Genomic DNA, 19,089 nt, shown 5'->3' with positions numbered 1-19,089 from the left:
ATCGCCGCTCAAACAAACACAAACAGCACCCAACTAAAAACCTCCCCCAGGCACCAACTCATCCACCAGATCCCGCATATGCCGCCAATGCGACCCCTCCCAAAACACTCGCTGGCAGCAACCGCACGTCACGAAACGATCCTGCCGCGCAAACACGCCCGCCGGCACGCGCCCGTCCACCTCGGCCTTGTCGATCCGTTGCAGCGGCACATTGCAGTCCAGGCACAGCGAGAACGGTCGCGCGCTGCGGGCCAGGTCGAGCCGCGCGAAGATCTCCCGCAGTTGCGGCGTGGCCTTGATGGCGCGCACGTAGCAGCCATGGGTGACCCCCCGCCGCTTGAGCAGCTCGCGGTCCCGCGTGAGCACGATGCGGCCCTCGCGCATGGCGATGGCCTCGATCTCGCTATCGGCGTAGTGGTTGTCGTAGAGGGTGTCGAAGCCGGTCAGGCGCAGCAGGTGCGCCAGCCCGCCCAGGTGAGCGTCGGCAACGAAGCGCGTGGTGCGCAGCGGCTCGGCGCGCACGCGCAGCAGCGGTGTGATGTCGAAGGCTTCGAAGCGGGGATAGACCGAGACGCGGTCGCCATCCTGCAACAGGCGCTCGAAGCCGCATGACTCGCCGTTCACCAGGATCAGCTCGACCTCGGTGTGCGGCACGCCCAGCGCCTCGATCATGTGCTTGACGGTGGCGGCGCGCGCGCAGGCGCATACGCAATCCCGGCCGCGCTGCGCGCGCGGCAGGAAATCGTTCAGTTCCTCGTAGAAACGAAACGTGGCGGTGACGGTGGCCATGGGCCAAAGTATGCCACTGCGTAGCGGCGTTTCAGCCGTTCAGCCGGCCTGGTTGGCCAGCCGCAGCGTGGATTCCACCGACAGCCGTGCCCAGCTGGTCATGGCCTCGGCCGATTCCAGGCAGGCCGGTGGCGCGCTCAGGTAATGCAGCATGGAGATCTCGCGTCCGTTACGGCTGTAGCGAAACGGCTCGCCGCCCTCGGCCTCGAAGCGGCCGCGCGTCTTGTCGTCCACCTTCAGGAAGCAGCGCCCGCCCAGCACCAGCGCGAACACCAGGCCGTCGTAGTACAGCGCGTGGCCGCCAAACATGCGGCGCGCGGTGATGGGCCCGATGCGCGCCGCCAGCGGCCCCATCAGTTCGAGCAGGTGGTCGATGAAAGGGTCGGGGCGGCGGGCGGGCATCGCGCTTCGGGCAAGCAGGTGCCTTAGAGCTTCAGGCGTTGCCAGATGGCCTTGGTGGCGCTGGCCGTGTTGAGCGTATAGAAATGCAGCCCCGGCACGCCGGCCGCGAGCAGGCGCTCGCACAGCGCGGTGACCACGTCCAGGCCAAAGGCGCGGATCGACTCGCGGTCGTCGCCGAAGCCTTCCAGGCGCTTGGCCACCCAGCGCGGCACTTCGGCGCCGCACATCTCGGAGAAGCGCATCAGCTGCGAGGAATTGGTGATCGGCATGATACCCGGCACGATCGGCACGTCCACGCCCATGGCACGCACGTCGTCGACAAAGCGGAAGTACGCGTCGGCGTTGAAGAAGTACTGGGTGATGGCCGAGTCGGCGCCAGCCTTGACCTTGCGCACGAAATTCTCGAGATCGTGGCGGGGCGACTTGGCCTGCGGATGGTACTCGGGATAGGCCGCCACCTCGATGTTGAACCAGTCGCCGGTCTCGGCGCGGATGAACGCCACCAGCTCGTTGGCATAGCGGAACTCGCCGATCTCGCCCATGCCCGACGGCATGTCGCCGCGCAGCGCGACGATGTGGCGGATGCCGCCCTCGCGGTAGGTCTTGAGGATATCGCGGATGCTCTCGCGCGAGGATCCCACGCACGACAGGTGCGGCGCGGCCTCGATGCCTTCGCGCTGGATCTCCAGCACGGCATCCAGCGTGCCCTGCTGGGTGGTGCCGCCGGCGCCGAAGGTCACCGAGATGAACTTGGGCTGCAGCGGAGCGAGCTGCGCACGCGTGTTGCGCAGCTTCTCGGCGCCCTCCGCCGTCTTGGGCGGGAAGAATTCAAAGCTGAAGTAGCGGTCTTGCATGATGGTGGCGCGCCGCCTATGGCGCGGCGCGCTGAAAAATTGGCATGGGACGCCGGACGGCGTCAGGCGCTGCGGCGTTCGCCGAGCAGCACGCTCGACAGTGCCCAGGAAATCACGCTGTAGAGGATCGAGCCGAGCAGGGCCGCGCCAAAGCCGGTGACCACGAAACCGGCCAGCAGCTTGCCCACGAACAGGAACAGCAGCGCGTTGATCACGAAGATAAACAGGCCAAGCGTCAGCAGCGTCACCGGCAGGGTAAGGATCACCAGGATCGGGCGGATCAAGGTGTTCACCAGGCCAAGCACCAGCGCCGCGATCATGGCCGAGCCGAAGCCGCCAAGATGAATCCCATCGATCAGGCTACCCACCAGGAACAGCGCGGCGGCGTTGATGATCCAGACGGCCAACAATCTCATGACGGCTCCTTCGCTTGGGCAAGACGGATAACGGATTCAGGGCAGGACGCCCGCGGCGCGCGGGCGCCGCGGGTTGACGAGCTGGCGGTCGATCGGAAACGGATCAAACAAAGATCAATTGCAGATCAACCGCTGATCAGCGAATCAATAACGGTAGTGATCGGCCTTGTACGGGCCTTCCTTCTTCACGCCGATATAGGCTGCTTGCTGCTCGGTCAGCTCTGACAGTTGCGCGTTCAGCTTCTTGAGCTGCAGGCGCGCGACCTTCTCGTCCAGGTGCTTGGGCAGCGTGTAGACGCCGACCGGGTACTTGCCGCTTTCACGTTCCTGCCACAGTTCGATCTGGGCGATGGTCTGGTTGGCGAACGAGCTGCTCATCACGTACGACGGGTGGCCCGTGCCGCAGCCCAGGTTCACCAGGCGGCCCTTGGCCAGGATGATGATCTTCTTGCTGGGTTGGTCGCCAACTGCCGGGAAGACCACGTGGTCGACCTGCGGCTTGATCTCGTCCCACTCGTACTTTTCCAGCGAGGCGATGTCGATCTCGTTGTCGAAGTGGCCGATGTTGCAGACGATGGCCTGGTCCTTCATCTTGGCCATGTGGTCATGGGTGATGACGTGGTAGTTGCCGGTGCAGGTGACGAAGATGTCAGCCTTGTCGGCAGCGTATTCCATGGTCACCACGCGGTAGCCTTCCATCGCGGCCTGCAGTGCGCAGATCGGGTCGACTTCGGTCACCCACACCTGGGCCGACAGGGCACGCAGTGCCTGCGCGCTGCCCTTGCCCACGTCGCCGTAGCCGGCCACCAGCGCAACCTTGCCGGCGATCATCACGTCGGTGGCGCGCTTGATGCCGTCCACCAGCGATTCACGGCAGCCATACAGGTTGTCGAACTTGCTCTTGGTCACCGAGTCGTTGACGTTGATGGCGGGGAACTTGAGCTCGCCCTTTTGCGCCATCTGGTACAGGCGGTGCACGCCGGTGGTGGTTTCCTCGGTCACGCCCTTGATGGCGTCCAGGTTACGGCTGTACCAGGACGGGTCCTTGGCCAGCTTTTCCTTGATCGCAGCGAACAGGAAGGTCTCTTCCTCGCTGCCCGGGTTGGCGATCAGCGATGCATCCTTCTCGGCGCGGGCGCCCAGGTGCAGCAGCAGCGTGGCATCGCCGCCGTCGTCCAGGATCATGTTCGGGGTGCCGCCATCCTTCCAGTCGAAGATGCGGTGGGTGAAGTCCCAGTATTCCTTCAGCGATTCGCCCTTGAAGGCGAACACCGGCGTGCCGGAAACCGCGATGGCCGCGGCAGCGTGGTCCTGGGTGGAGAAGATGTTGCACGAAGCCCAGCGCACATCGGCGCCGAGCGCCACCAGCGTTTCGATCAGCACGGCGGTCTGGATGGTCATGTGCAGCGAGCCGGCGATGCGCGCGCCCTTCAGGGGCTGGGCAGCGGCGTACTCGTCGCGGATGGCCATCAGGCCGGGCATTTCGGTTTCGGCAATGGCGATTTCCTTGCGGCCCCAGCCGGCGAGGCCCAGGTCGGCCACGAGGTAATCGTTCTTCAGTTCAGTCACTGCGTTCATGTTTCACTCCGATGAAGAGTGGCGACGAAGGACGAGTGCGGGGAAATACGGCCGCGCCATGCAAGGATGGTGAAAACCAAGGCCATTGCATAACGGGCGGATAGGTCGACTCGCCTCCGTGTGTGCCACGGATCAGCGAGCGCCGTTGAAGACAGTCCGAGCCTGGCGAATGGCACAATAAGGCCCATTCGTTGCAACGCTCCTCGGAGTGGCGGTATTGTAGCCTGCCAAAAGGCGCCGCGCATTGCCACCCACACGATTTTTATTTGCCGCCCGTCCGATACATGACCCAGACGACACACCGCCCCCCGCGCACCCTGACCATCGCCGGCTCCGATTCCGGCGGCGGCGCCGGCATCCAGGCCGATCTCAAGACCTTTGCCGCGCTGGGCTGCTTCGGCATGAGCGCGATCACCGCCATCACGGCGCAGAACACGCTCGGCGTGTCCGGCGTGCACGCCATCCCGGCCGACATGGTGGCGGCCCAGATCGACGCGGTTGCCAGCGATATCGGCGTGGATGCGGCCAAGACGGGCATGCTGGGCACGGCCGCCATCGTCGAAGCGGTAGCCGCCGCGGTGGACCGCCATGGCATCCGCCAGCTGGTGGTGGACCCGGTGATGATCTCCACCTCCGGCGCCACCCTGGCCGACGACGCCACCACCCAGGCCATGGTGCGCCTGCTGTTCCCGCGCGCCGTGCTGGTCACGCCCAACCTGCCTGAGGCCTCCTATTTGCTGGGCCGCAAGATCACCCGGCGCGACGAAATGGAGCAGGCCGCACGCGACCTGGTCGCGCTGGGCTGCCCGGCGGTACTGCTCAAAGGTGGGCACCTGGATCCTGCGGATGCCGGGCTGGACGACCTGCTGCTGGGCGCAGACGGCACCGTGCGCGTGTTTTCACATCAGCGGGTCGACACCCGTAACCTGCATGGCACAGGCTGCACGCTGGCGGCGGCCATTGCCGCCCAGCTGGCGCGGGGCGATGCGCTGAAAGATGCGGTGGAGGTGGCGCTGGATTTCGTGGCCGATGCGATTGTGGCGGGCGCGGATTTTGCGCTTGGGGCGGGCAACGGACCGCTGAATCACGGCTTTGCGCCGCGGGTGCTGGGGTGAAGCAAGCCAGCGGCACCGGACGAAGCCGCCGAACCGGCCAAAGCCGCGCGCCATGACGACGGCTGTCGCTCCCTCTCCCCTCAGGGGGAGAGGGCTGGGGAGAGGGGTGGCTTAGGAGCCACTTGAAGCGAAGCCCTCGGTTTTTTGTCCCAGCACGACGGCATATCGAGCGCCCGCCCTCTCCCCCAGCCCCTCTCCCACAAGTGGGAGCGCGAGCGAACCAGCGGTATGATTTGCGCCCCAGCCTGACATCCGCCACGCCATGCCTACCCTAGCCCATATCGACCTGCGCACCGACCCCGCTGCCGCCCTCTACCAAAAACACGAAGTAGTCCAGGTGGCCTTCGCCAAAGAACCCGGCGAACTCATCAGCCTCGAAGGCCCCAACCGCTACCAACCCGGCGACGCGATCATCACCGGCTCCACCGGCGACCGCTGGGTCGTATCCCGCGAGCGCTTCGACCCCAAGTACGAACCCCTGCAAGCCGGCACGCACGGCCAGGACGGCGCCTACCAGAACATCCCTGGCGTGGTGCTGGCCAGACGCATGGACGAAGCCTTCAGCATCGCCCGCTCCGCCGGAGGCGACGTGCTGCACGGCGCGGCCGGCGACTGGCTGATGCAGTACGCGCCGAACGACTACGGCATCGTCCAGCAGGCCCGCTTCGCGCAGGTCTACCGGCCGGCACCGAGCCAGGCCTGAAGCTTCAGTTCCCGCCGCTGCTCAGCTGCACCAGCTTGAACGCCGCGCGCGCCACGCAAACCACTTCACCAGCGGCGTTCTTCACTTCGCCCTCGCAAAACGCGATGCGCGCCCCTCGCCGCATGCAACGCGCTTCCAGGTGCAGCTCGCCCCGCGCGGCGGCGAGGAAGTGCGTGGACATATCGATGGTGATCACGCCGGTTTCCAGCGGCGCGTGCGAGCGCGCGGCGCCACTGAGCGTGAAATCCAGCGTAGCCATCAAGGTGCCGCCGTGCACGTCGCCCCGGCTATTGACCAGGAACGGGCTGGCCGGCAGGCGCGTGCAGCACAGGCCTTCTTCCATCTGCACGGGCTGCAGGCCGAGATGACGCATCAGCGGGATGTCGATGCCGAAATAGGGCTTCTCGGGCGTGCCCGGCGCCACCGGGACAATCTGAGCGGTGCTTTCCAAAACAGTTCTTCCTTATTGGCGTTATGCGAGTTCCACCACCGCCTGGCCCTCGGCGACGGCGTCGCCTTGCTGCACCAGGATGGTCTTGACCACGCCAGCATATTCGGATTCGAGCGGAATCTCCATTTTCATGGACTCGATCATCATCACGGCGTCGCCGGCCGCAATGGTAGCGCCAACTTCGATATGGATGGCGCAGACATGGCCGCTCACCGCGGCTTCGATCTTGTTCATCAGGCAGCTCTCTGGGTAGGTTGTTGGTTCTCTGCGGCGGGCGTAGCCAGCACGCGCTGGGCCAGCGCGGTATCGATGCGCCCGGCCAGGAAATCGGGATGCGCAAGCACGCGCAGGATGAAAGGGATATTGGTCTTGACGCCGGCGATGGTGAAATCTTCCAGCGCCGCGCGCAGCGTGGCAATGGCCTCGCCGCGATCGGCGCCGGTGGCAACCACCTTGGCCAGCATGGGGTCGTAGTACGGCGTCACGCGGGCGCCTTCGGCGTAGCCGGTCTCCACGCGGATGCCCGCGCCTTGCGGCGGGCGGAACACATCCAGCGGGCCGGGCGACGGGAAGAAGCGCACCGGGTCCTCGGCATACACGCGCGCCTCGATGGCGTGGCCTTGCGCAGGCACCGCGCCGCCCGGCAGCACATCATCGATGCGCTCGCCGCGCGCCAGCCGGATCTGCGCGGCAACGATGTCCACGCCGGTGATCTGCTCGGTGACGGCGTGCTCCACCTGCAGGCGCGTGTTCATCTCCAGGAAGACGAACCCGGTCGCCGGGGTGTGCAGCATTTCCACCGTACCGATCACGTCGTAGCCAATGCCGGACAGCAGCGCCGAGAGCTTGGCCGCCATGGCCTCCACCTCGGCGCGGTCGAGCCCGTGCGCGCGCGCTTCCTCGATGACCTTCTGGTGGCGGCGCTGCACGGAGCAATCGCGCTCCCACAGGATGCGCACGCCGCCGCGGCGGTCGGCCATCACCTGGAACTCGATATGGCGCGGCTGCTCGACCAGCTTCTCCAGGTACAGCTCGGCCTGGCCGAAGCTGCGCTGCGCCACCGAGCGCGCCTGCTGCCAGCCGGCGGCCAGGCCGGCCGCGTCGCGCACGGGCACCATGCCGATGCCGCCGCCACCGCCGGCGGGCTTGATCAGCACCGGATAGCCGATGCGCTGCGCCGCCGCGGCCACGGTATCCATGTCGTCTGGCAGCACCTCGGAGCTGGGCGCCAGCGGCATGCCTTGCGCGGCCATGAAGGCGCGCGCTTCGGTCTTGTGGCCAAGGCGCCGGATCCAGTGCGGGGACGGGCCGATGAAGCACAGGCCAGCTGCCTCCACGCGCTCGGCGAAGGCGGCGTTTTCCGACAGGAAGCCGTAGCCCGGATGTACCGCATCGGCGCCGCTGGCGCGCGCGGCTTCCAGCAGCTTGTCCTGGTCCAGGTAGCTGGCCAGCGGCGGCGCTTCACCCAGGCGCAGCGTGATATCGGCCTCGCGCAGGTACGGCAGGTCCGCGTCGGCATCGGAGTACACCGCGACCGATTCCAGGCCCAGCCCGCGCAGCGCGCGGATGATGCGCGCCGCCACCGCGCCGCGATTTGCGACCAGCACGCGGCGCAGTGGACGTACCGTTTCATAAGCGTTCGTCGTGGCGTTCATGACGTCTCTCCCGCGCGGATCACCACCGCATCCACCAGCACCGGCGCCACGCTGCCGCGGCTCACCATGACCGGATTGGCGTCCACCGAGCGTACCTGCCCCTGCGCGCGCGCCATCCAGTCGCCCAGGCGCACCAGCATTTGCGCCAGCGCATCCACGTCGACGGCCTCCATGCCGCGCAGCGCGCCGAAAGCACGCGCAATGCGCAGCCGGCCGATGGCCTCGCGCGCCTGGCTGGCGTTGAAGGGCGCGACGAGGAACTGCACGTCGTCGATCGCCTCGACCAGCACGCCGCCCTGCCCCACCATCACCACCGGCCCGTAGACGTCGTCGATATGCGCGCCGACAGCCAGCTCGAAGCCACCGCGCTGCTGGCGCGCAATCAGCACGCCGCCGTGCTTGACACCCTCGCTCGCGGCCAGCCTGCGCAGCTTGAGGTCAAGCTCGGCAAAAGCCGCCAGCGCCTGCGCTTCGTCGGCAAGGTCGAGGCGCACCAGGCCGAGCTCGGACTTGTGCGTGATATCGGGCGAGACGCCCTTGGCCACCACCGGCGTACCCAGCTCCGCCAGCGCGCGGCGCACATCGCCCGCGCTGTGGCACAGGCGATGCGCCACTACCGGCAGGCCCGCCTGCGCCAGCGCGGCCAGGCTTGCCACTTCGTCGAGCGATACGCTGGTGGCGCCACCGTCCTTGGGAACGGATGGCGGCAACGCGGCAGGCTCCGCCAGTGCCGAAGCATTCACTGCCACATGCTGCGCCAGCATGCCGAGCGCACGCATGGCCGCGCGTTCGCTGTCGAATACCGGCACGCCCTGCGCGCGAAACGCCTGCGCTACCCATTCCTGGTTGGCGCCGACCGCCACCGGCACGCCGCTGGCCGAGGCGAAGCGTCCGGTCTGCGCGGAGAAGTCGGCAAAGTCGTAGCCCTCGCCGCCGATGGGAAAGCCCACGAAGATCATGTCGGCCTGGCGCTGCGCGGCTACCACGTCCAGCGTCTGGCCGTAGATCTGCGGCTGGCCCAGCAATGCGGTGGTCATGTCGATCGGGTTGCGGGCCGACACGAAGGAAGGAAGCACCGCCTTGAGCGCGGTAGCGCCCTCGCCTTCGAACTGGCACAGCGAAAGCCCTTGGTCCTCGGCCGCGTCGGCCGCCAGCACGCACGTAGCGCCCGAGTTGCTGATGGCCACCACCTTGCGCCCGCGCGGACGCTGCCCGCCGATAAAGACCTGGCTGTACTCGACCAGCTCGCGGAAGTCCGCCACGCGCTGGATGCCGTGCTGGCGCAGGAACGCATCGGCTAATGCGTCCTCACCGGCCAGCGCGCCGGTGTGCGAGCTGGCGGTGAGTTGCCCGGCCTGCGTGCGGCCAGCCTTGACGGCGAGGATGGGGATGTCGCGCCGATGCGCGATCCGCGCAGCCTGCGCGAGCACCGCCGGGTCCTTCAGCGATTCGATATAGAGCAGCAGCACGCGGATGCCCGGATCGGCCGCGACCGCGCGCAGCACCTCGGCGGCCGTGATGTCCGCCTCGTTGCCGGTCGCCACCATGTAGCGCACGCCGATGCCCTTGCGGCGCAGCCCGCCATAGACAATGGAGGAACCCGCGCCGCTCTGGCTGACGATGGCCACCGGGCCGTCCTGGCCCGCTTCCTCATTGATCATGGTGGAGAAATGCAGGATGGCACCATCGCGGAAGTTGGCCACGCCCTGCGTATTCGGGCCGAACAGGCGCAAGCCGCCCACGCGCGCACGTTCGACCAGCTTGCGTTGCTGCGCGGCGCCAGCTTCGCCCAGCTCCGCAAAGCCGGAGGAATAAATCACCGCCGCGCGTGCCCTGACCGCCAGGCACTGGTCGATGGCCTGCTCGACTTCCTGCCCCGCCACGCTCACCACCACGAGATCGGGCGCATCCGGCAAGGCTGCCAGTTCGGGATACGCCTGCAGGCCCTGGATCTGCGCGCGCTTGGGATTGACCGGATACACGCGTCCGGCAAAGCCGTAGCGGCGCATGTAGTCGATGGGCCGGCCGCCGGCCTTGATGGGATTGTCGGAAGCGCCGAGGACGGCGACCGAGCGCGGGGCCAGCAGCTCGAGGATGTTGTCGCTCATCTCAGTCCACCTTCACCTTGGCTTGCGTCGCCACGCGCTTCCACTTGACCAGTTCGGCCTGCACGAAGGCGCCAAACTGCTCCGCGTTCAGCGTGCCGGGCGTGGTGCCGCTCTGCGCCAGGTTGGCCTTGGACTCCGCCGTGTTCATGCTTTTCACCGCATCGCGGTTCAGGCGCTCCACCAGCGGCTTGGGCAGGTTGGCCGGGCCGTAGAAGCCGATCCAGGTGGTGGCCTCGTAGCCGGGCACGCCCTGCTCGGCAATGGTGGGCACGGTGGGCAATGCCTCGCTGCGCTTGGCCGATGTCACGCCGATGGCCTTGACCTTGCCGTCCTTCACATACGGCGCCATCGTCATCACGTCATGGAACAGCGCGGGGATCTGGCCACCGAGCAGGTCCGACAGCGCCGGCGCCGCGCCCTTGTAGGGAATATGGGTCAGCGGCGCATTGGCCATCAGCCGCAACAGTTCGCCCGACATATGCGTGGCGCCGCCGATGCTCGATGAGCCGAACGACAGCCCGTCCTTCTGCGTCTTCGCGTACGCCAGGAATTCCTGCAGGTTCGACACCGGCACGTTGTTGTTCACCACCAGCACGTTGGGCGTGGTCGCCAGCAGCGCGATCGACGTGAAGTCCTTGGCCGCGTTGTAGGGCAGCTTGGGCCGCACCGCGGGGTTGATCACTTGATGCGTGGCGCTGACCAGCAGCGTGTAGCCGTCCGGGCTGGCGCGCGCCACGATCTCGGTGCCGATCTGGCCGCTGGCGCCGGCGCGGTTGTCCACCACAAAGGGCTGCTTGAACTCGGCTTGCATGTCGCGCGCGATGCGGCGCGCCAGCAGGTCGGTCATGCCGCCGGCGGGAAAGGGCACGACGATGGTGACGGGCTTCTGCGGCCATTGCTCCTGCGCCTGCGCGCCTGCGGCGGGCAGCAGCGCGGCGCCAACGGCGAGCGTTGCGGTGAGGATGGCGCCAAGGGTGGGACGGTGCGCAAGTAAAGGTCGGTGATTGGGCAAGGCTGTCTCCATTTATCGTTTGTGTCTGGTTTTTTTTGGCGCTTTCTCGTCTCAGGGCCGGATGCCGAACTTGCGCACGCCCGGCTCGCGCAGCGGCGCCGCCAGGTTGGCGAACTCGCACAGCAGCGAGCGCGTGTCGCGCGGGTCGATGATGTCTTCCACCACGAAGGCTTCGGCGCTGCGGAACGGCGAGGTAAGGCTGCGCACGCGCTGCTCGATCTCGGCGCGCTTTTGCACGGGGTCGTCGGCGCCTTCGATCTCGGCCTTGTAGGCGACTTCCAGCCCGCCCTCGATCGGCAGCGAGCCCCAGTTGCCGGACGGCCACGCATAGCGGAAGTTGAAGCGCCCCATATGCTGGTGCCCCGCCGCCGCCACGCCATAAGCGCGGCGCAGGATCACGGAGCACCACGGCGTGGTGGCCTGGTACACCGCGGCCAGCGCGCGCACGCCGTAGCGCATGGTGCCGGCCTTCTCGGCTTCCAGGCCGATCTGGAAGCCGGCGATATCGACCATATTGATCACCGGCAGGTGGAAGGCTTCGGCCAGGTCCACGAAGCGGATGAACTTCTCCGCGGTGGGGCCGTCCCAGCCGCCGCCGTAGTGATACGGATCGCTCGCCACCACCGCCACCGGCCAGCCATCCACGCGGGCCAGCCCGGTCACGATGGCGCGGCCCCAGTGGCGGCCCATCTCGAAGAAGGAACCCTGGTCCACCAGCGCCTCGACAATGGGGCGCACCTTGTAGACGGAGCGGCTGTCGCGCGGGATCGCCGACAGCAGCCATTCGTCGCGGCGCGAGGGATCGTCGGTGGGTTCGATGCGCGGCGGCAATTCATGCACCGAGCCCGGCAGGTAGGACAGGAAGCGGCGCGCCCGCGCGAAGGCTTCTTCCTCGCTCGCCACTTCATCATCGACCACGCCGTTGCGCGTATGGATCTGGCTGCCGCCGAGTTCGTTCTTCTCCAGCACCTGGCCGATGCGCGCCACCACCGGCGGGCCAGCGTTGAACAGCTGCGCGGTGCCCTTGACCATCACCGAGTAGTGGCTCGCGGCGACGCGCGCCGCGCCCATGCCGGCCACCGAGCCCAGCGCCAGCGACACCACCGGCACCAGCGACATGTTCTCCACCACGTGCTGCCAGACCTTCATGGTGGGGATGTTGGTATAGCCCTTGTTCTCGATATTGCGCACCGAGCCGCCACCGCCGGTGCCATCCACCAGCCGCACCATGGGCAGGCGCAGGTCGTGCGCCATCTTCTCGGCGTGGATCAGCTTCTCTCCGACCGCGCCGTCGTTGGCGCCGCCACGCACGGTGAAGTCGTCGCCCACCAGCACCACCGGGCGGCCGTCCAGCTTGGCGCGACCCATCACCAGGTTGGCGGGCGTGAGGCCCACCAGGCGGCCATTGCTGTCGTACTGGCCGCTGCCGGTGAGCGCGCCCACCTCGCGGAAGGAGCCAGCATCGGCGATCGCGTCGATGCGCTCGCGCACGGTCAGCTTGCCGGCGTCCTTGTGGCGCTTGACCTTGTCGGGGCCGCCGAGCTGGGCGGCAAGTTGCTTGCGATAGGCCAGTTCATCGATTTCGGGCTGCCAGGACACGTCGGTCTCCTTAGTGCTGTCGTTATGTGCGTAGGCTCTCTAAGCGCAGCAAACGTGCCAGGCGCGCCCGCCCTTGATTTCATTGTTCTTTTTATTGCCCGCTGCTATTGTGTCCGCAACAAGGACACCAGAGTGTCCACTACGGAGACACGGCATGTCGTCAGCAGCGACACCCGAAGACACTTTCCCCGGCACTGAAGACAGCCTCGGCGTGCTGGTCGCCAGCCACGCGGGTGACGTACTCGCCAGCCTGGGCCTGGCCGCCGACGCCTCGCTGGCGACCGCCGCACTGGCCGCCACCGCGCAACTCGCCAGTGACGACGATCTCCGCCAGGATGCCGGCCGCCTGTTCGAGTGCAGCCTGCCCGGCGCCGGCGGCAAGCCTGCGCGCCGCTTCATCGCCATGCGCCTTCGGGACCGCGCGCGGCAGGTCATCCTGTTGCGCCCGGCCGAGCGCGACGCTGCCCTGTTCGACTTCCTGGGCGCGGTGCCCTTTGCCGGCGCGATCCTCGATCACTTCATCACGAACCCCTACCAGGCCATCACCGTGGCGGACCGCGCCGGCAACATGCGCTTCATCAGCCCGGTGCACGAGAAATTCCTCGGCCTTCGCACAGGTGAGGGCACGGGCCGGCCCGCGGTAGACGTCATTCCCAATTCGCGCCTCGCGCAGGTGGCCGCCAGCGGCAAGGCCGAGATCGGGCAGCTGCAGGAGATGAACGGCGTGACGCGCGTGGTGAACCGCATCCCGATCAGCGCGGGCGGCGAGGTGGTCGGCGCCATCGGCCAGATCCTCTTCAAGGAGCCCGAAGCCATCGGCCGCATGCATCGCGAGATGACGCAGCTGCGCTCGCAACTGGCGCAAACACAGCGCGAGCTGGACGCGTTGCGCGAGCAGCAAGCGAGCCCCGGCCCCGGCCTGCTGATCGGCGAGAGCGCGCCGATGCAACGCCTGCGCCGCGAGATCGACACCGTGGCACGCCTGGACGTGCCGGTGCTGATCCTCGGCGAAAGCGGCACCGGCAAGGAACTGGTGGCGCGCGCCATCCACGGCGCCAGCCGCGCGGCCCAGGACAAGCCGCTGGTCAGCCTGAACCTGGCCGCGCTGCCCGCCACGCTGATCGAGTCCGAACTGTTCGGGCATGTGGCCGGCGCCTTCACCGGCAGCCAGCGTGGCGGCCAGGCCGGCAAGCTGGAGCAGGCCGCGGGCGGCACGCTGTTCCTCGACGAAGTCGCCGATATCCCGATGGAGATGCAGGTCAAGCTGCTGCGCGTGCTGGAAGACCATATGGTGGAGCGGCTGGGCAGCCGGCAGGCGCAGCGCGTGGACTTCCGTCTGGTGGCGGCGACCAACCGCGACATCCAGGCGCTGATCGACGGCGGGCGCTTCCGCCTGGACCTGTACTACCGCCTGAGCGGCGTGGTGCTGCGCATTCCCGCGCTGGGCCAGCGGCGCGAGGACATCCCTGCCCTGCTGACCCATTTCGTGCGCGGCTTCTGCGCGCGCAACCAGGTGCCGGTGCCGGAGGTGGCGTCCGAGGTGCCGCGCTATCTGGCCGAGCGGCGGTGGCCGGGCAATGTGCGCCAGCTCAGGCAGAAGATCGAGGAAGCGCTGGTGTTCTGCGATGGCCGCGTGCTAAGCGCGGCGGATTTCGCGCGGGGCGAGGAAAGCGCGGTGGCGTTCAGCGTGAGCGAGCCGGCGTTGCCGTTTGGCGCGGCACTGGACGATGCGTCGGACGACGCCGCGATCGATGTGGGCGCCGCATCGTCGGCGGACCTGCGGGAGGTAGCGTACGAGGCCGTGCTGCAGGCCATCGCACGGCACGGCGGCAACAAGAAGCGCGCGGCGGAGCAACTGCGCATTTCACGCTCGCATCTGTACAAGCTCCTGGAGCGCGGCGCGCGCGGCTGAGCCCGAACGATCGCGCGGCTTACAGAATCTCCCGGATGAACCAGGCATTGAAGCGGTAAAGCGCAATGGATGGAATGACGGCAAACAAGAACAGGCGGATGACTGCGCGCCGGTTCCTATAGAGGTAGAGCGCCATCAGATCCCGCAGCGCATAGCTGGCAGCCAGCACCAGCAGCGGAATGTAGGCCAGGAAGCAAAACAGGAAGATCCAGACAACGGCGCCGCCTTGCAGCGCGCGGTCAAGAAATCCAGCGTCGTCCATCCAGTGCGCATCCCCTGCACTGAATGTGACGAGCAGCATCAACAAGGAAGCGATCAGCGTCGGACAACGGAGCATTCAGGCCGGCTCGCTCTCGCCGCCCGGCGCTTCGTCGAGCAGCACGCGCAGCATGCGCTCGGGATTGGCCAGGAAGTCGACGATATCGCGCCGCAGGGTGACGCGGCTGATGAACTGGGACGAGATCATGGGGTTCGCCGGTGGAGGGCACGGCACTATCGTAACGCAGTGCAGCGCCTACAGCACCAGGCGCATGGCGATGCGTTGCCGCAAACCAAGCTGCGCTTCGCGCGCCAGTGCAGCAGCCAGTTCGGGGCACAGATCCGCGTCGCCGAGCCGGCGAAAGCCAAGGCGCGCGTAAAACGGCGCATTCCACGGCAGGTGGCCGAAGGTGGTGAGGTTCAGCGACTGCAAACCCTGCCGGCGCGCGTTGTCCGCTACGGTGTCCACTAGCGCGCGGCCAATGCCGCGGCGGGCATGGGCGGGATGGACGTCCATTTCGTCGAGATACGCATTCTGTGCCTGCACGCTGGCCAGCGCGAAGCCGGCGATTGCGCCATCGTCGGCAATCGCCACCCACAAACGGCGCTCGCGCTGCGCGCCTTGCAGGTCTTCGATGGGGGTGACTTGCTCGCGCAGCGCTGCCGGCAGGTCGGATTCGGGAAATAGCGTGGCGGCCGCGCGTTCGATGGCAGCAAGGACGGGTACGTCTGCAGTGGTGGCGAGGCGGATGACTGGAGATGGCATGGGAGTTTGTGCGGTGGTGGCAAGCTCAGGCTCGCGCCCTCTCCCCCGGCCCCTCTCCCACAAGTGGGAGAGGGGAGCCAACCGGCGGTAGAGTCAAAGTATCACTCGGTGTAGCCGTGATTTCCGCCCTCAGGCGGAAATCACCCACGCGCGATGCGCAGCGAGCCGTGAAGGTTTGAATCTCCCGTTATGGGGCGCCTCGTCGGCAGGCCAAAAGAGCGGAAAAGAGGAGGCCATGTTTGAGTATCGCCTTAAGGCGATGCGAGTTTGGCCTCCGGCCGCTCTTTTGGCCTGACGACGAGGAGTCTTTCGCCGCATCCGGGTCGCCTTCTTTGCCTACTTTCTTGGCGAGCCCTCCATGTCAGGATACTTGTCGCCTCCGTCTTCTTTGATGAAGCAAAATGGAGGGCGGTGCGCGACTGGAAGATGAAGCGATATACGGCCGAGCGCCGGGAGTGGGCGGTTGAGCAGATGATGCCCCCGCTTAACCGATCAATAGTGGAGTTGGCCAAGGCCACGGGGATCACGACAGTGACCTTGAGGACGTGGCGCGAGATGGCGAGAGCTGCAGGAAGAATTGTGCCGGGTGACGGGAAGCAAAGTGATCAATGGTCCAGTGTGGACAAGTTTCGCGTGGTGCTCGAGACGGCGCCGCTGAGCGAAGCGGAGCTGTCTGAATACTGCCGGTTGAAGGGCATTCTGCCGGAGCAGATCCAGGAGTGGCGTGCGGCGTGCGAGCAGGCCAATGCGTCGGCCCCGGCCAAGCGTACCTTGGTGCAGCGTCGGGAAGACGAAGCGGCGCGCAAACGCGTGCGTGAACTGGAGCGCGAGCTCAAGCGCAAGAATGCGGCGTTGGCGGAAACGGCAGCGCTGCTGGTTCTGCAAAAAAAAGCCGCAGCGATCTGGGGACGGGACGAGGAAGACTGATCAGCACCCCGGATCGCTTTGAAGCCATACAGTTGATCGATGAAGCGGTGAGCGCGGGGGCGCGACAGGAGTTGGCCTGCGAGGCGCTTGGGTTGACCGAGCGGACCTTGCAGCGCTGGCGGCATGCCCCAGCCGACAGGCGGCCCGAGGTGCGTCGTGACGCGCCCGCCAACAAGCTCAGCGAAGCGGAACGGCAGGCGTTGCTGACGGCGGCAAATCAGCCTGGCTACGCCAGCCTGACGCCGCACCAGATCGTGCCGAAGCTGGCGGACGAAGGGATCTACCTGGCGTCGGAATCGACGTTCTACCGAGTCCTGAAGGCGGCTGGCCAAGGCCTGCGGCGTGGTCGCAGCAAGGCCCCGAGCGCGCGTCCGCTGACGACGCACCGGGCCGAAGGTCCGAACCTGGTGTGGTGCTGGGACATCACTTGGCTACCGACCACAGTCAAGGGACGGTTCTTCTACTGGTACATGATGAAGGACATTTACAGCCGCAAGCTGGTGGCCAATGAGGTGCATGCAAGCGAGTCGGCCGAGCACGCCAGTCGTCTGCTGACACACGGTTGCTTGCGCGAGCAGACGGCGGGCCGCCCGCTGGTGCTGCACTCGGACAACGGCACGGCCATGAAGGGGGCGAGCATGCTGGCAACGATGCATGACTTGGGTGTGGTGCCGTCCTACAGCCGGCCGAGGGTGAGCAACGACAACGCCTATGCCGAAGCGTTGTTCCGCACGGCGAAGTACTGCCCGTTGTGGCCGGAGCGCCCATTCGAGAGCCTGGAGCAAGCGCGTGCCTGGGTACTGAGCTTTGTGCGCTGGTACAACGACGAGCACCGCCACAGCAGCCTGAAATACGTCACGCCAAACCAGCGACATCAGGGCAAAGCGACCGCCCTGCTGGCGCAGCGCACGGCGCTGTATCAGGCCGCGCGAGCCCGGAATCCGCAGCGTTGGGCCGCGGGCATCCGTAACTGGCAGCTAGCCGATGTCGTGTACCTGAACCCGGAACGAGCACAGCAAAACGTGGAGGACCACAAGAAAGCAGCGTAACGGCTGAGGGTCGAGTGGCCCGAGGGAACTGCCCCCCTCAGGCTCTCACAGATCCGTACGTGAATCTCTCGATTCATACGGCTCTTCTTGTCCGCCGTTCTTCGAAACAGAAATCCCAGTGCGCGAACAGCTGAGGAAGACTTTCCCGACATCGTTTGAGCCACGCCCAAGATCCTCGTTTATGTCCTCTCAACCGCTTGTACTTATTTCGCGCCCACCTGCCAAGCCGTAAGTCTATTCTGATCAAGAACTGTTTCAGCCGCTCTGGATAGAAAGCACCGTAGTAATTCACCCATCCCCGTACCATTGGGTTTATGCGCAGCGCCAGTTCGCGCAGCGTCATTGAGGTACTTCGATTGAGACTCATGCTTCGGATGGCCTGAGACATGCGCGTTAGTGCCTTTTGACTTACCGCAGGTCCGAATCCGGTGAACAAGTTTCCCGCTCGGTCCTGTACCGTCCGAGCGTGAAAGCTGAATCCAAGGAAGTCGAACTTTGTATGGATATGGTCCTCTCGACGTCGTCCATCTTTGCAGTAAACCAAGCGCGTCTTTTCCGGGTGTAGCGAAAGCCCACAAGCGGTAAGCCGTTCCCTCAAGGCAGACAAGAACTGTTCCGCCTGATGCTTCGTCCTGCAATGACAAACCACATCGTCGGCATACCGTTCAAACGGCACCTCCGGATGCTCGGTCTGGACCCATCGATCAAACGCATAGTGAAGAAAGAGGTTAGCCAACAATGGACTGATCACCCCGCCTTGCGGAGTGCCTCTATCCCGAGCAACCAATTCCCCGGTTTGCTTCTGCACCGGGCTCTCTAGCCAGCGTCTAATGTAGAGTCGTGCCCATGGCTCCGTGACATGCTTTTCTACCGCACGCCTGAGAAGCTCGTGGTCGATGGTGTCAAAGAAGGATTTCAAGTCAATATCGACTACCCAATCGTAGCGCCAACAGTTCCTTCTCGCTTGCGCCACAGCTTGCTTCGCCGATTTGTTCGGCCGATAACCGAACGATGATGCATGGAAGATCGCATCGATTCTCGGCTCCACCATTAACTTGACCGCCATCTGCGCCACTCGGTCAGTGATGGTCGGTATCCCGAGAGGACGAAACCCGCTCCCCTTCGGAATCAGCACCTCTTTGACCGGCTGGGGAAAATAACTCCCCGAACTCATTCGATTCCACAGGGCGTATAGATTCCTTGCCAAACGATTTCGGAAGATTTCAATACTTTCGCTGTCCACGCCCGGCCCGCCTTGATTGGCGGCCACACGCTTCCAGGCTTCCCAAATCAACCGCTTGGGTATCTCGAACGACTTGGCGTCGACCCTGGAATCCTCCCGCATCGCGGTTGTTCTATGGTCTCTGCCGGACAAGGTCATGCCTTCGCTCCAGAGGTCATTACAACCCTTTCACCGCTGTCGGGTCGGAGGAGGCGCGCTTGCGCGCTGGCCTCCGTCCGCCGCTCAAACCGTGCGTGCAGTTCTCCCGCACAC

At 66.0% G+C, this 19,089-nt stretch carries 19 protein-coding genes and 1 riboswitch; of the genes, 4 read left to right on the top strand and 15 right to left on the bottom strand.

Annotated elements, in window-relative coordinates; translation table 11 throughout:
* Window positions 1–33: 33 nt before the first annotated feature.
* From ACGLHR_RS00915 to ahcY, 5 genes are all read right to left on the bottom strand, one after another.
* Window positions 34–789 carry a Mut7-C RNAse domain-containing protein gene (locus tag ACGLHR_RS00915; RefSeq protein ID WP_400091348.1) on the bottom strand — a complete coding sequence of 252 codons (756 nt, stop codon included), beginning with the start codon at window positions 787–789 and terminating at the stop codon, window positions 34–36.
* A gap of 39 nt (window positions 790–828) precedes the next feature.
* A complete protein-coding gene (locus ACGLHR_RS00910) occupies window positions 829–1,191 on the bottom strand; it encodes a TfoX/Sxy family protein (RefSeq protein WP_400091345.1) in 363 nt (120 codons plus the stop codon).
* 23 nt (window positions 1,192–1,214) lie between these two features.
* The gene (gene metF, locus ACGLHR_RS00905) at window positions 1,215–2,045 is read right to left on the bottom strand and encodes a methylenetetrahydrofolate reductase [NAD(P)H] (protein WP_267605274.1); all 831 of its coding nucleotides are present in this window, start codon (window positions 2,043–2,045) and stop codon (window positions 1,215–1,217) included.
* A 62-nt stretch (window positions 2,046–2,107) separates the two neighbouring features.
* The gene (locus ACGLHR_RS00900; protein WP_150989950.1) at window positions 2,108–2,461 is read right to left on the bottom strand and encodes a phage holin family protein; all 354 of its coding nucleotides are present in this window, start codon (window positions 2,459–2,461) and stop codon (window positions 2,108–2,110) included.
* 144 nt (window positions 2,462–2,605) lie between these two features.
* Window positions 2,606–4,039, bottom strand: a complete 1,434-nt coding sequence (gene ahcY, locus ACGLHR_RS00895; RefSeq protein WP_400091343.1) for an adenosylhomocysteinase — start codon at window positions 4,037–4,039, stop codon at window positions 2,606–2,608.
* Window positions 4,040–4,169: 130 nt separating this feature from the next.
* Window positions 4,170–4,250: riboswitch (S-adenosyl-L-homocysteine riboswitch) on the bottom strand.
* Window positions 4,251–4,323: 73 nt separating this feature from the next.
* Here ahcY and thiD point away from each other — a divergent pair.
* Both thiD and ACGLHR_RS00885 read left to right on the top strand, forming a co-directional pair.
* Entirely contained in the window at window positions 4,324–5,154 is an 831-nt protein-coding gene (thiD, locus tag ACGLHR_RS00890; RefSeq protein ID WP_318234682.1) for a bifunctional hydroxymethylpyrimidine kinase/phosphomethylpyrimidine kinase, read from the top strand.
* Window positions 5,155–5,416: 262 nt separating this feature from the next.
* A complete protein-coding gene (locus ACGLHR_RS00885) occupies window positions 5,417–5,857 on the top strand; it encodes a PGDYG domain-containing protein (RefSeq protein ID WP_318234681.1) in 441 nt (146 codons plus the stop codon).
* A gap of 4 nt (window positions 5,858–5,861) precedes the next feature.
* Here ACGLHR_RS00885 and ACGLHR_RS00880 read toward each other — a convergent pair whose 3' ends face one another.
* Genes ACGLHR_RS00880 through ACGLHR_RS00855 form a run of 6 tightly spaced genes read right to left on the bottom strand, consistent with a single transcriptional unit; the run spans window position 5,862 to window position 12,682 of the window.
* Window positions 5,862–6,308 carry a PaaI family thioesterase gene (locus ACGLHR_RS00880; RefSeq protein WP_400091340.1) on the bottom strand — a complete coding sequence of 149 codons (447 nt, stop codon included), beginning with the start codon at window positions 6,306–6,308 and terminating at the stop codon, window positions 5,862–5,864.
* 21 nt (window positions 6,309–6,329) lie between these two features.
* Entirely contained in the window at window positions 6,330–6,542 is a 213-nt protein-coding gene (locus tag ACGLHR_RS00875) for an acetyl-CoA carboxylase biotin carboxyl carrier protein subunit (RefSeq protein WP_267605269.1), read from the bottom strand.
* Window positions 6,542–7,963 carry an acetyl/propionyl/methylcrotonyl-CoA carboxylase subunit alpha gene (locus ACGLHR_RS00870; protein ID WP_400091338.1) on the bottom strand — a complete coding sequence of 474 codons (1,422 nt, stop codon included), beginning with the start codon at window positions 7,961–7,963 and terminating at the stop codon, window positions 6,542–6,544. The genes ACGLHR_RS00875 and ACGLHR_RS00870 overlap by 1 nt, the downstream gene beginning before the upstream one ends.
* A complete protein-coding gene (locus ACGLHR_RS00865; RefSeq protein ID WP_400091336.1) occupies window positions 7,960–10,071 on the bottom strand; it encodes an acetate--CoA ligase family protein in 2,112 nt (703 codons plus the stop codon). Before ACGLHR_RS00865 ends, ACGLHR_RS00870 begins: the two co-directional genes overlap by 4 nt.
* Window position 10,072: 1 nt before the next feature.
* Window positions 10,073–11,083 carry a tripartite tricarboxylate transporter substrate binding protein gene (locus tag ACGLHR_RS00860; protein WP_400091333.1) on the bottom strand — a complete coding sequence of 337 codons (1,011 nt, stop codon included), beginning with the start codon at window positions 11,081–11,083 and terminating at the stop codon, window positions 10,073–10,075.
* A 51-nt stretch (window positions 11,084–11,134) separates the two neighbouring features.
* Window positions 11,135–12,682 carry an acyl-CoA carboxylase subunit beta gene (locus tag ACGLHR_RS00855; RefSeq protein ID WP_400091331.1) on the bottom strand — a complete coding sequence of 516 codons (1,548 nt, stop codon included), beginning with the start codon at window positions 12,680–12,682 and terminating at the stop codon, window positions 11,135–11,137.
* Between the two features lie 154 nt (window positions 12,683–12,836).
* On the opposite strand from ACGLHR_RS00855, the gene ACGLHR_RS00850 reads away from it, so the two are divergent.
* Window positions 12,837–14,594: a sigma-54 interaction domain-containing protein gene (locus ACGLHR_RS00850; protein WP_400091328.1), complete on the top strand. Its 1,758-nt coding sequence runs from the start codon at window positions 12,837–12,839 to the stop codon at window positions 14,592–14,594.
* A gap of 19 nt (window positions 14,595–14,613) precedes the next feature.
* Here the strand turns inward: ACGLHR_RS00850 and ACGLHR_RS00845 are convergent, their stop codons facing one another.
* From ACGLHR_RS00845 to ACGLHR_RS00835, 3 genes are read right to left on the bottom strand one after another with little or no spacing between them, the layout of a single operon-like run.
* A complete protein-coding gene (locus tag ACGLHR_RS00845; protein WP_400091325.1) occupies window positions 14,614–14,931 on the bottom strand; it encodes a hypothetical protein in 318 nt (105 codons plus the stop codon).
* The gene (locus ACGLHR_RS00840) at window positions 14,932–15,060 is read right to left on the bottom strand and encodes a hypothetical protein (RefSeq protein ID WP_318234675.1); all 129 of its coding nucleotides are present in this window, start codon (window positions 15,058–15,060) and stop codon (window positions 14,932–14,934) included. It lies immediately after the preceding gene.
* A 48-nt stretch (window positions 15,061–15,108) separates the two neighbouring features.
* Complete coding sequence (locus ACGLHR_RS00835; protein WP_400091322.1) at window positions 15,109–15,618, bottom strand: GNAT family N-acetyltransferase; 510 nt, start codon at window positions 15,616–15,618, stop codon at window positions 15,109–15,111.
* 426 nt (window positions 15,619–16,044) lie between these two features.
* Here ACGLHR_RS00835 and ACGLHR_RS00830 point away from each other — a divergent pair.
* Window positions 16,045–17,594, top strand: a protein-coding gene (locus ACGLHR_RS00830; RefSeq protein WP_400091481.1) for an IS3 family transposase whose coding sequence is annotated in 2 segments (ribosomal slippage) — window positions 16,045–16,519 and window positions 16,519–17,594 — 1,551 coding nt in all. Because the reading frame shifts where the segments join, the coding sequence is not laid out codon by codon here.
* Between the two features lie 73 nt (window positions 17,595–17,667).
* Here ACGLHR_RS00830 and ltrA read toward each other — a convergent pair.
* Entirely contained in the window at window positions 17,668–18,975 is a 1,308-nt protein-coding gene (gene ltrA / locus ACGLHR_RS00825) for a group II intron reverse transcriptase/maturase (protein WP_400091319.1), read from the bottom strand.
* Between the last annotated feature and the right edge of the window lie 114 nt (window positions 18,976–19,089).

Source organism: Cupriavidus sp. CuC1 (assembly GCF_044627735.1).
Classification (GTDB): domain Bacteria; phylum Pseudomonadota; class Gammaproteobacteria; order Burkholderiales; family Burkholderiaceae; genus Cupriavidus; species Cupriavidus ulmosensis.
The sequence above is the reverse complement of the archived record's forward strand: the minus strand, read 5'-3'. Positions and strand labels throughout refer to the sequence as shown.

Coding starts and splice junctions, on each gene's coding strand:
- ACGLHR_RS00915 (WP_400091348.1), bottom strand. CDS start 789: ATGGCCACCGTCACCGCCACGTTTCGTTTCTACGAGGAACTGAACGAT.
- ACGLHR_RS00910 (WP_400091345.1), bottom strand. CDS start 1,191: ATGCCCGCCCGCCGCCCCGACCCTTTCATCGACCACCTGCTCGAACTG.
- metF (WP_267605274.1), bottom strand. CDS start 2,045: ATGCAAGACCGCTACTTCAGCTTTGAATTCTTCCCGCCCAAGACGGCG.
- ACGLHR_RS00900 (WP_150989950.1), bottom strand. CDS start 2,461: ATGAGATTGTTGGCCGTCTGGATCATCAACGCCGCCGCGCTGTTCCTG.
- ahcY (WP_400091343.1), bottom strand. CDS start 4,039: ATGAACGCAGTGACTGAACTGAAGAACGATTACCTCGTGGCCGACCTG.
- thiD (WP_318234682.1), top strand. CDS start 4,324: ATGACCCAGACGACACACCGCCCCCCGCGCACCCTGACCATCGCCGGC.
- ACGLHR_RS00885 (WP_318234681.1), top strand. CDS start 5,417: ATGCCTACCCTAGCCCATATCGACCTGCGCACCGACCCCGCTGCCGCC.
- ACGLHR_RS00875 (WP_267605269.1), bottom strand. CDS start 6,542: ATGAACAAGATCGAAGCCGCGGTGAGCGGCCATGTCTGCGCCATCCAT.
- ACGLHR_RS00870 (WP_400091338.1), bottom strand. CDS start 7,963: ATGAACGCCACGACGAACGCTTATGAAACGGTACGTCCACTGCGCCGC.
- ACGLHR_RS00865 (WP_400091336.1), bottom strand. CDS start 10,071: ATGAGCGACAACATCCTCGAGCTGCTGGCCCCGCGCTCGGTCGCCGTC.
- ACGLHR_RS00850 (WP_400091328.1), top strand. CDS start 12,837: ATGTCGTCAGCAGCGACACCCGAAGACACTTTCCCCGGCACTGAAGAC.
- ACGLHR_RS00845 (WP_400091325.1), bottom strand. CDS start 14,931: ATGCTCCGTTGTCCGACGCTGATCGCTTCCTTGTTGATGCTGCTCGTC.
- ACGLHR_RS00840 (WP_318234675.1), bottom strand. CDS start 15,060: ATGATCTCGTCCCAGTTCATCAGCCGCGTCACCCTGCGGCGCGATATC.
- ACGLHR_RS00835 (WP_400091322.1), bottom strand. CDS start 15,618: ATGCCATCTCCAGTCATCCGCCTCGCCACCACTGCAGACGTACCCGTC.
- ltrA (WP_400091319.1), bottom strand. CDS start 18,975: ATGACCTTGTCCGGCAGAGACCATAGAACAACCGCGATGCGGGAGGAT.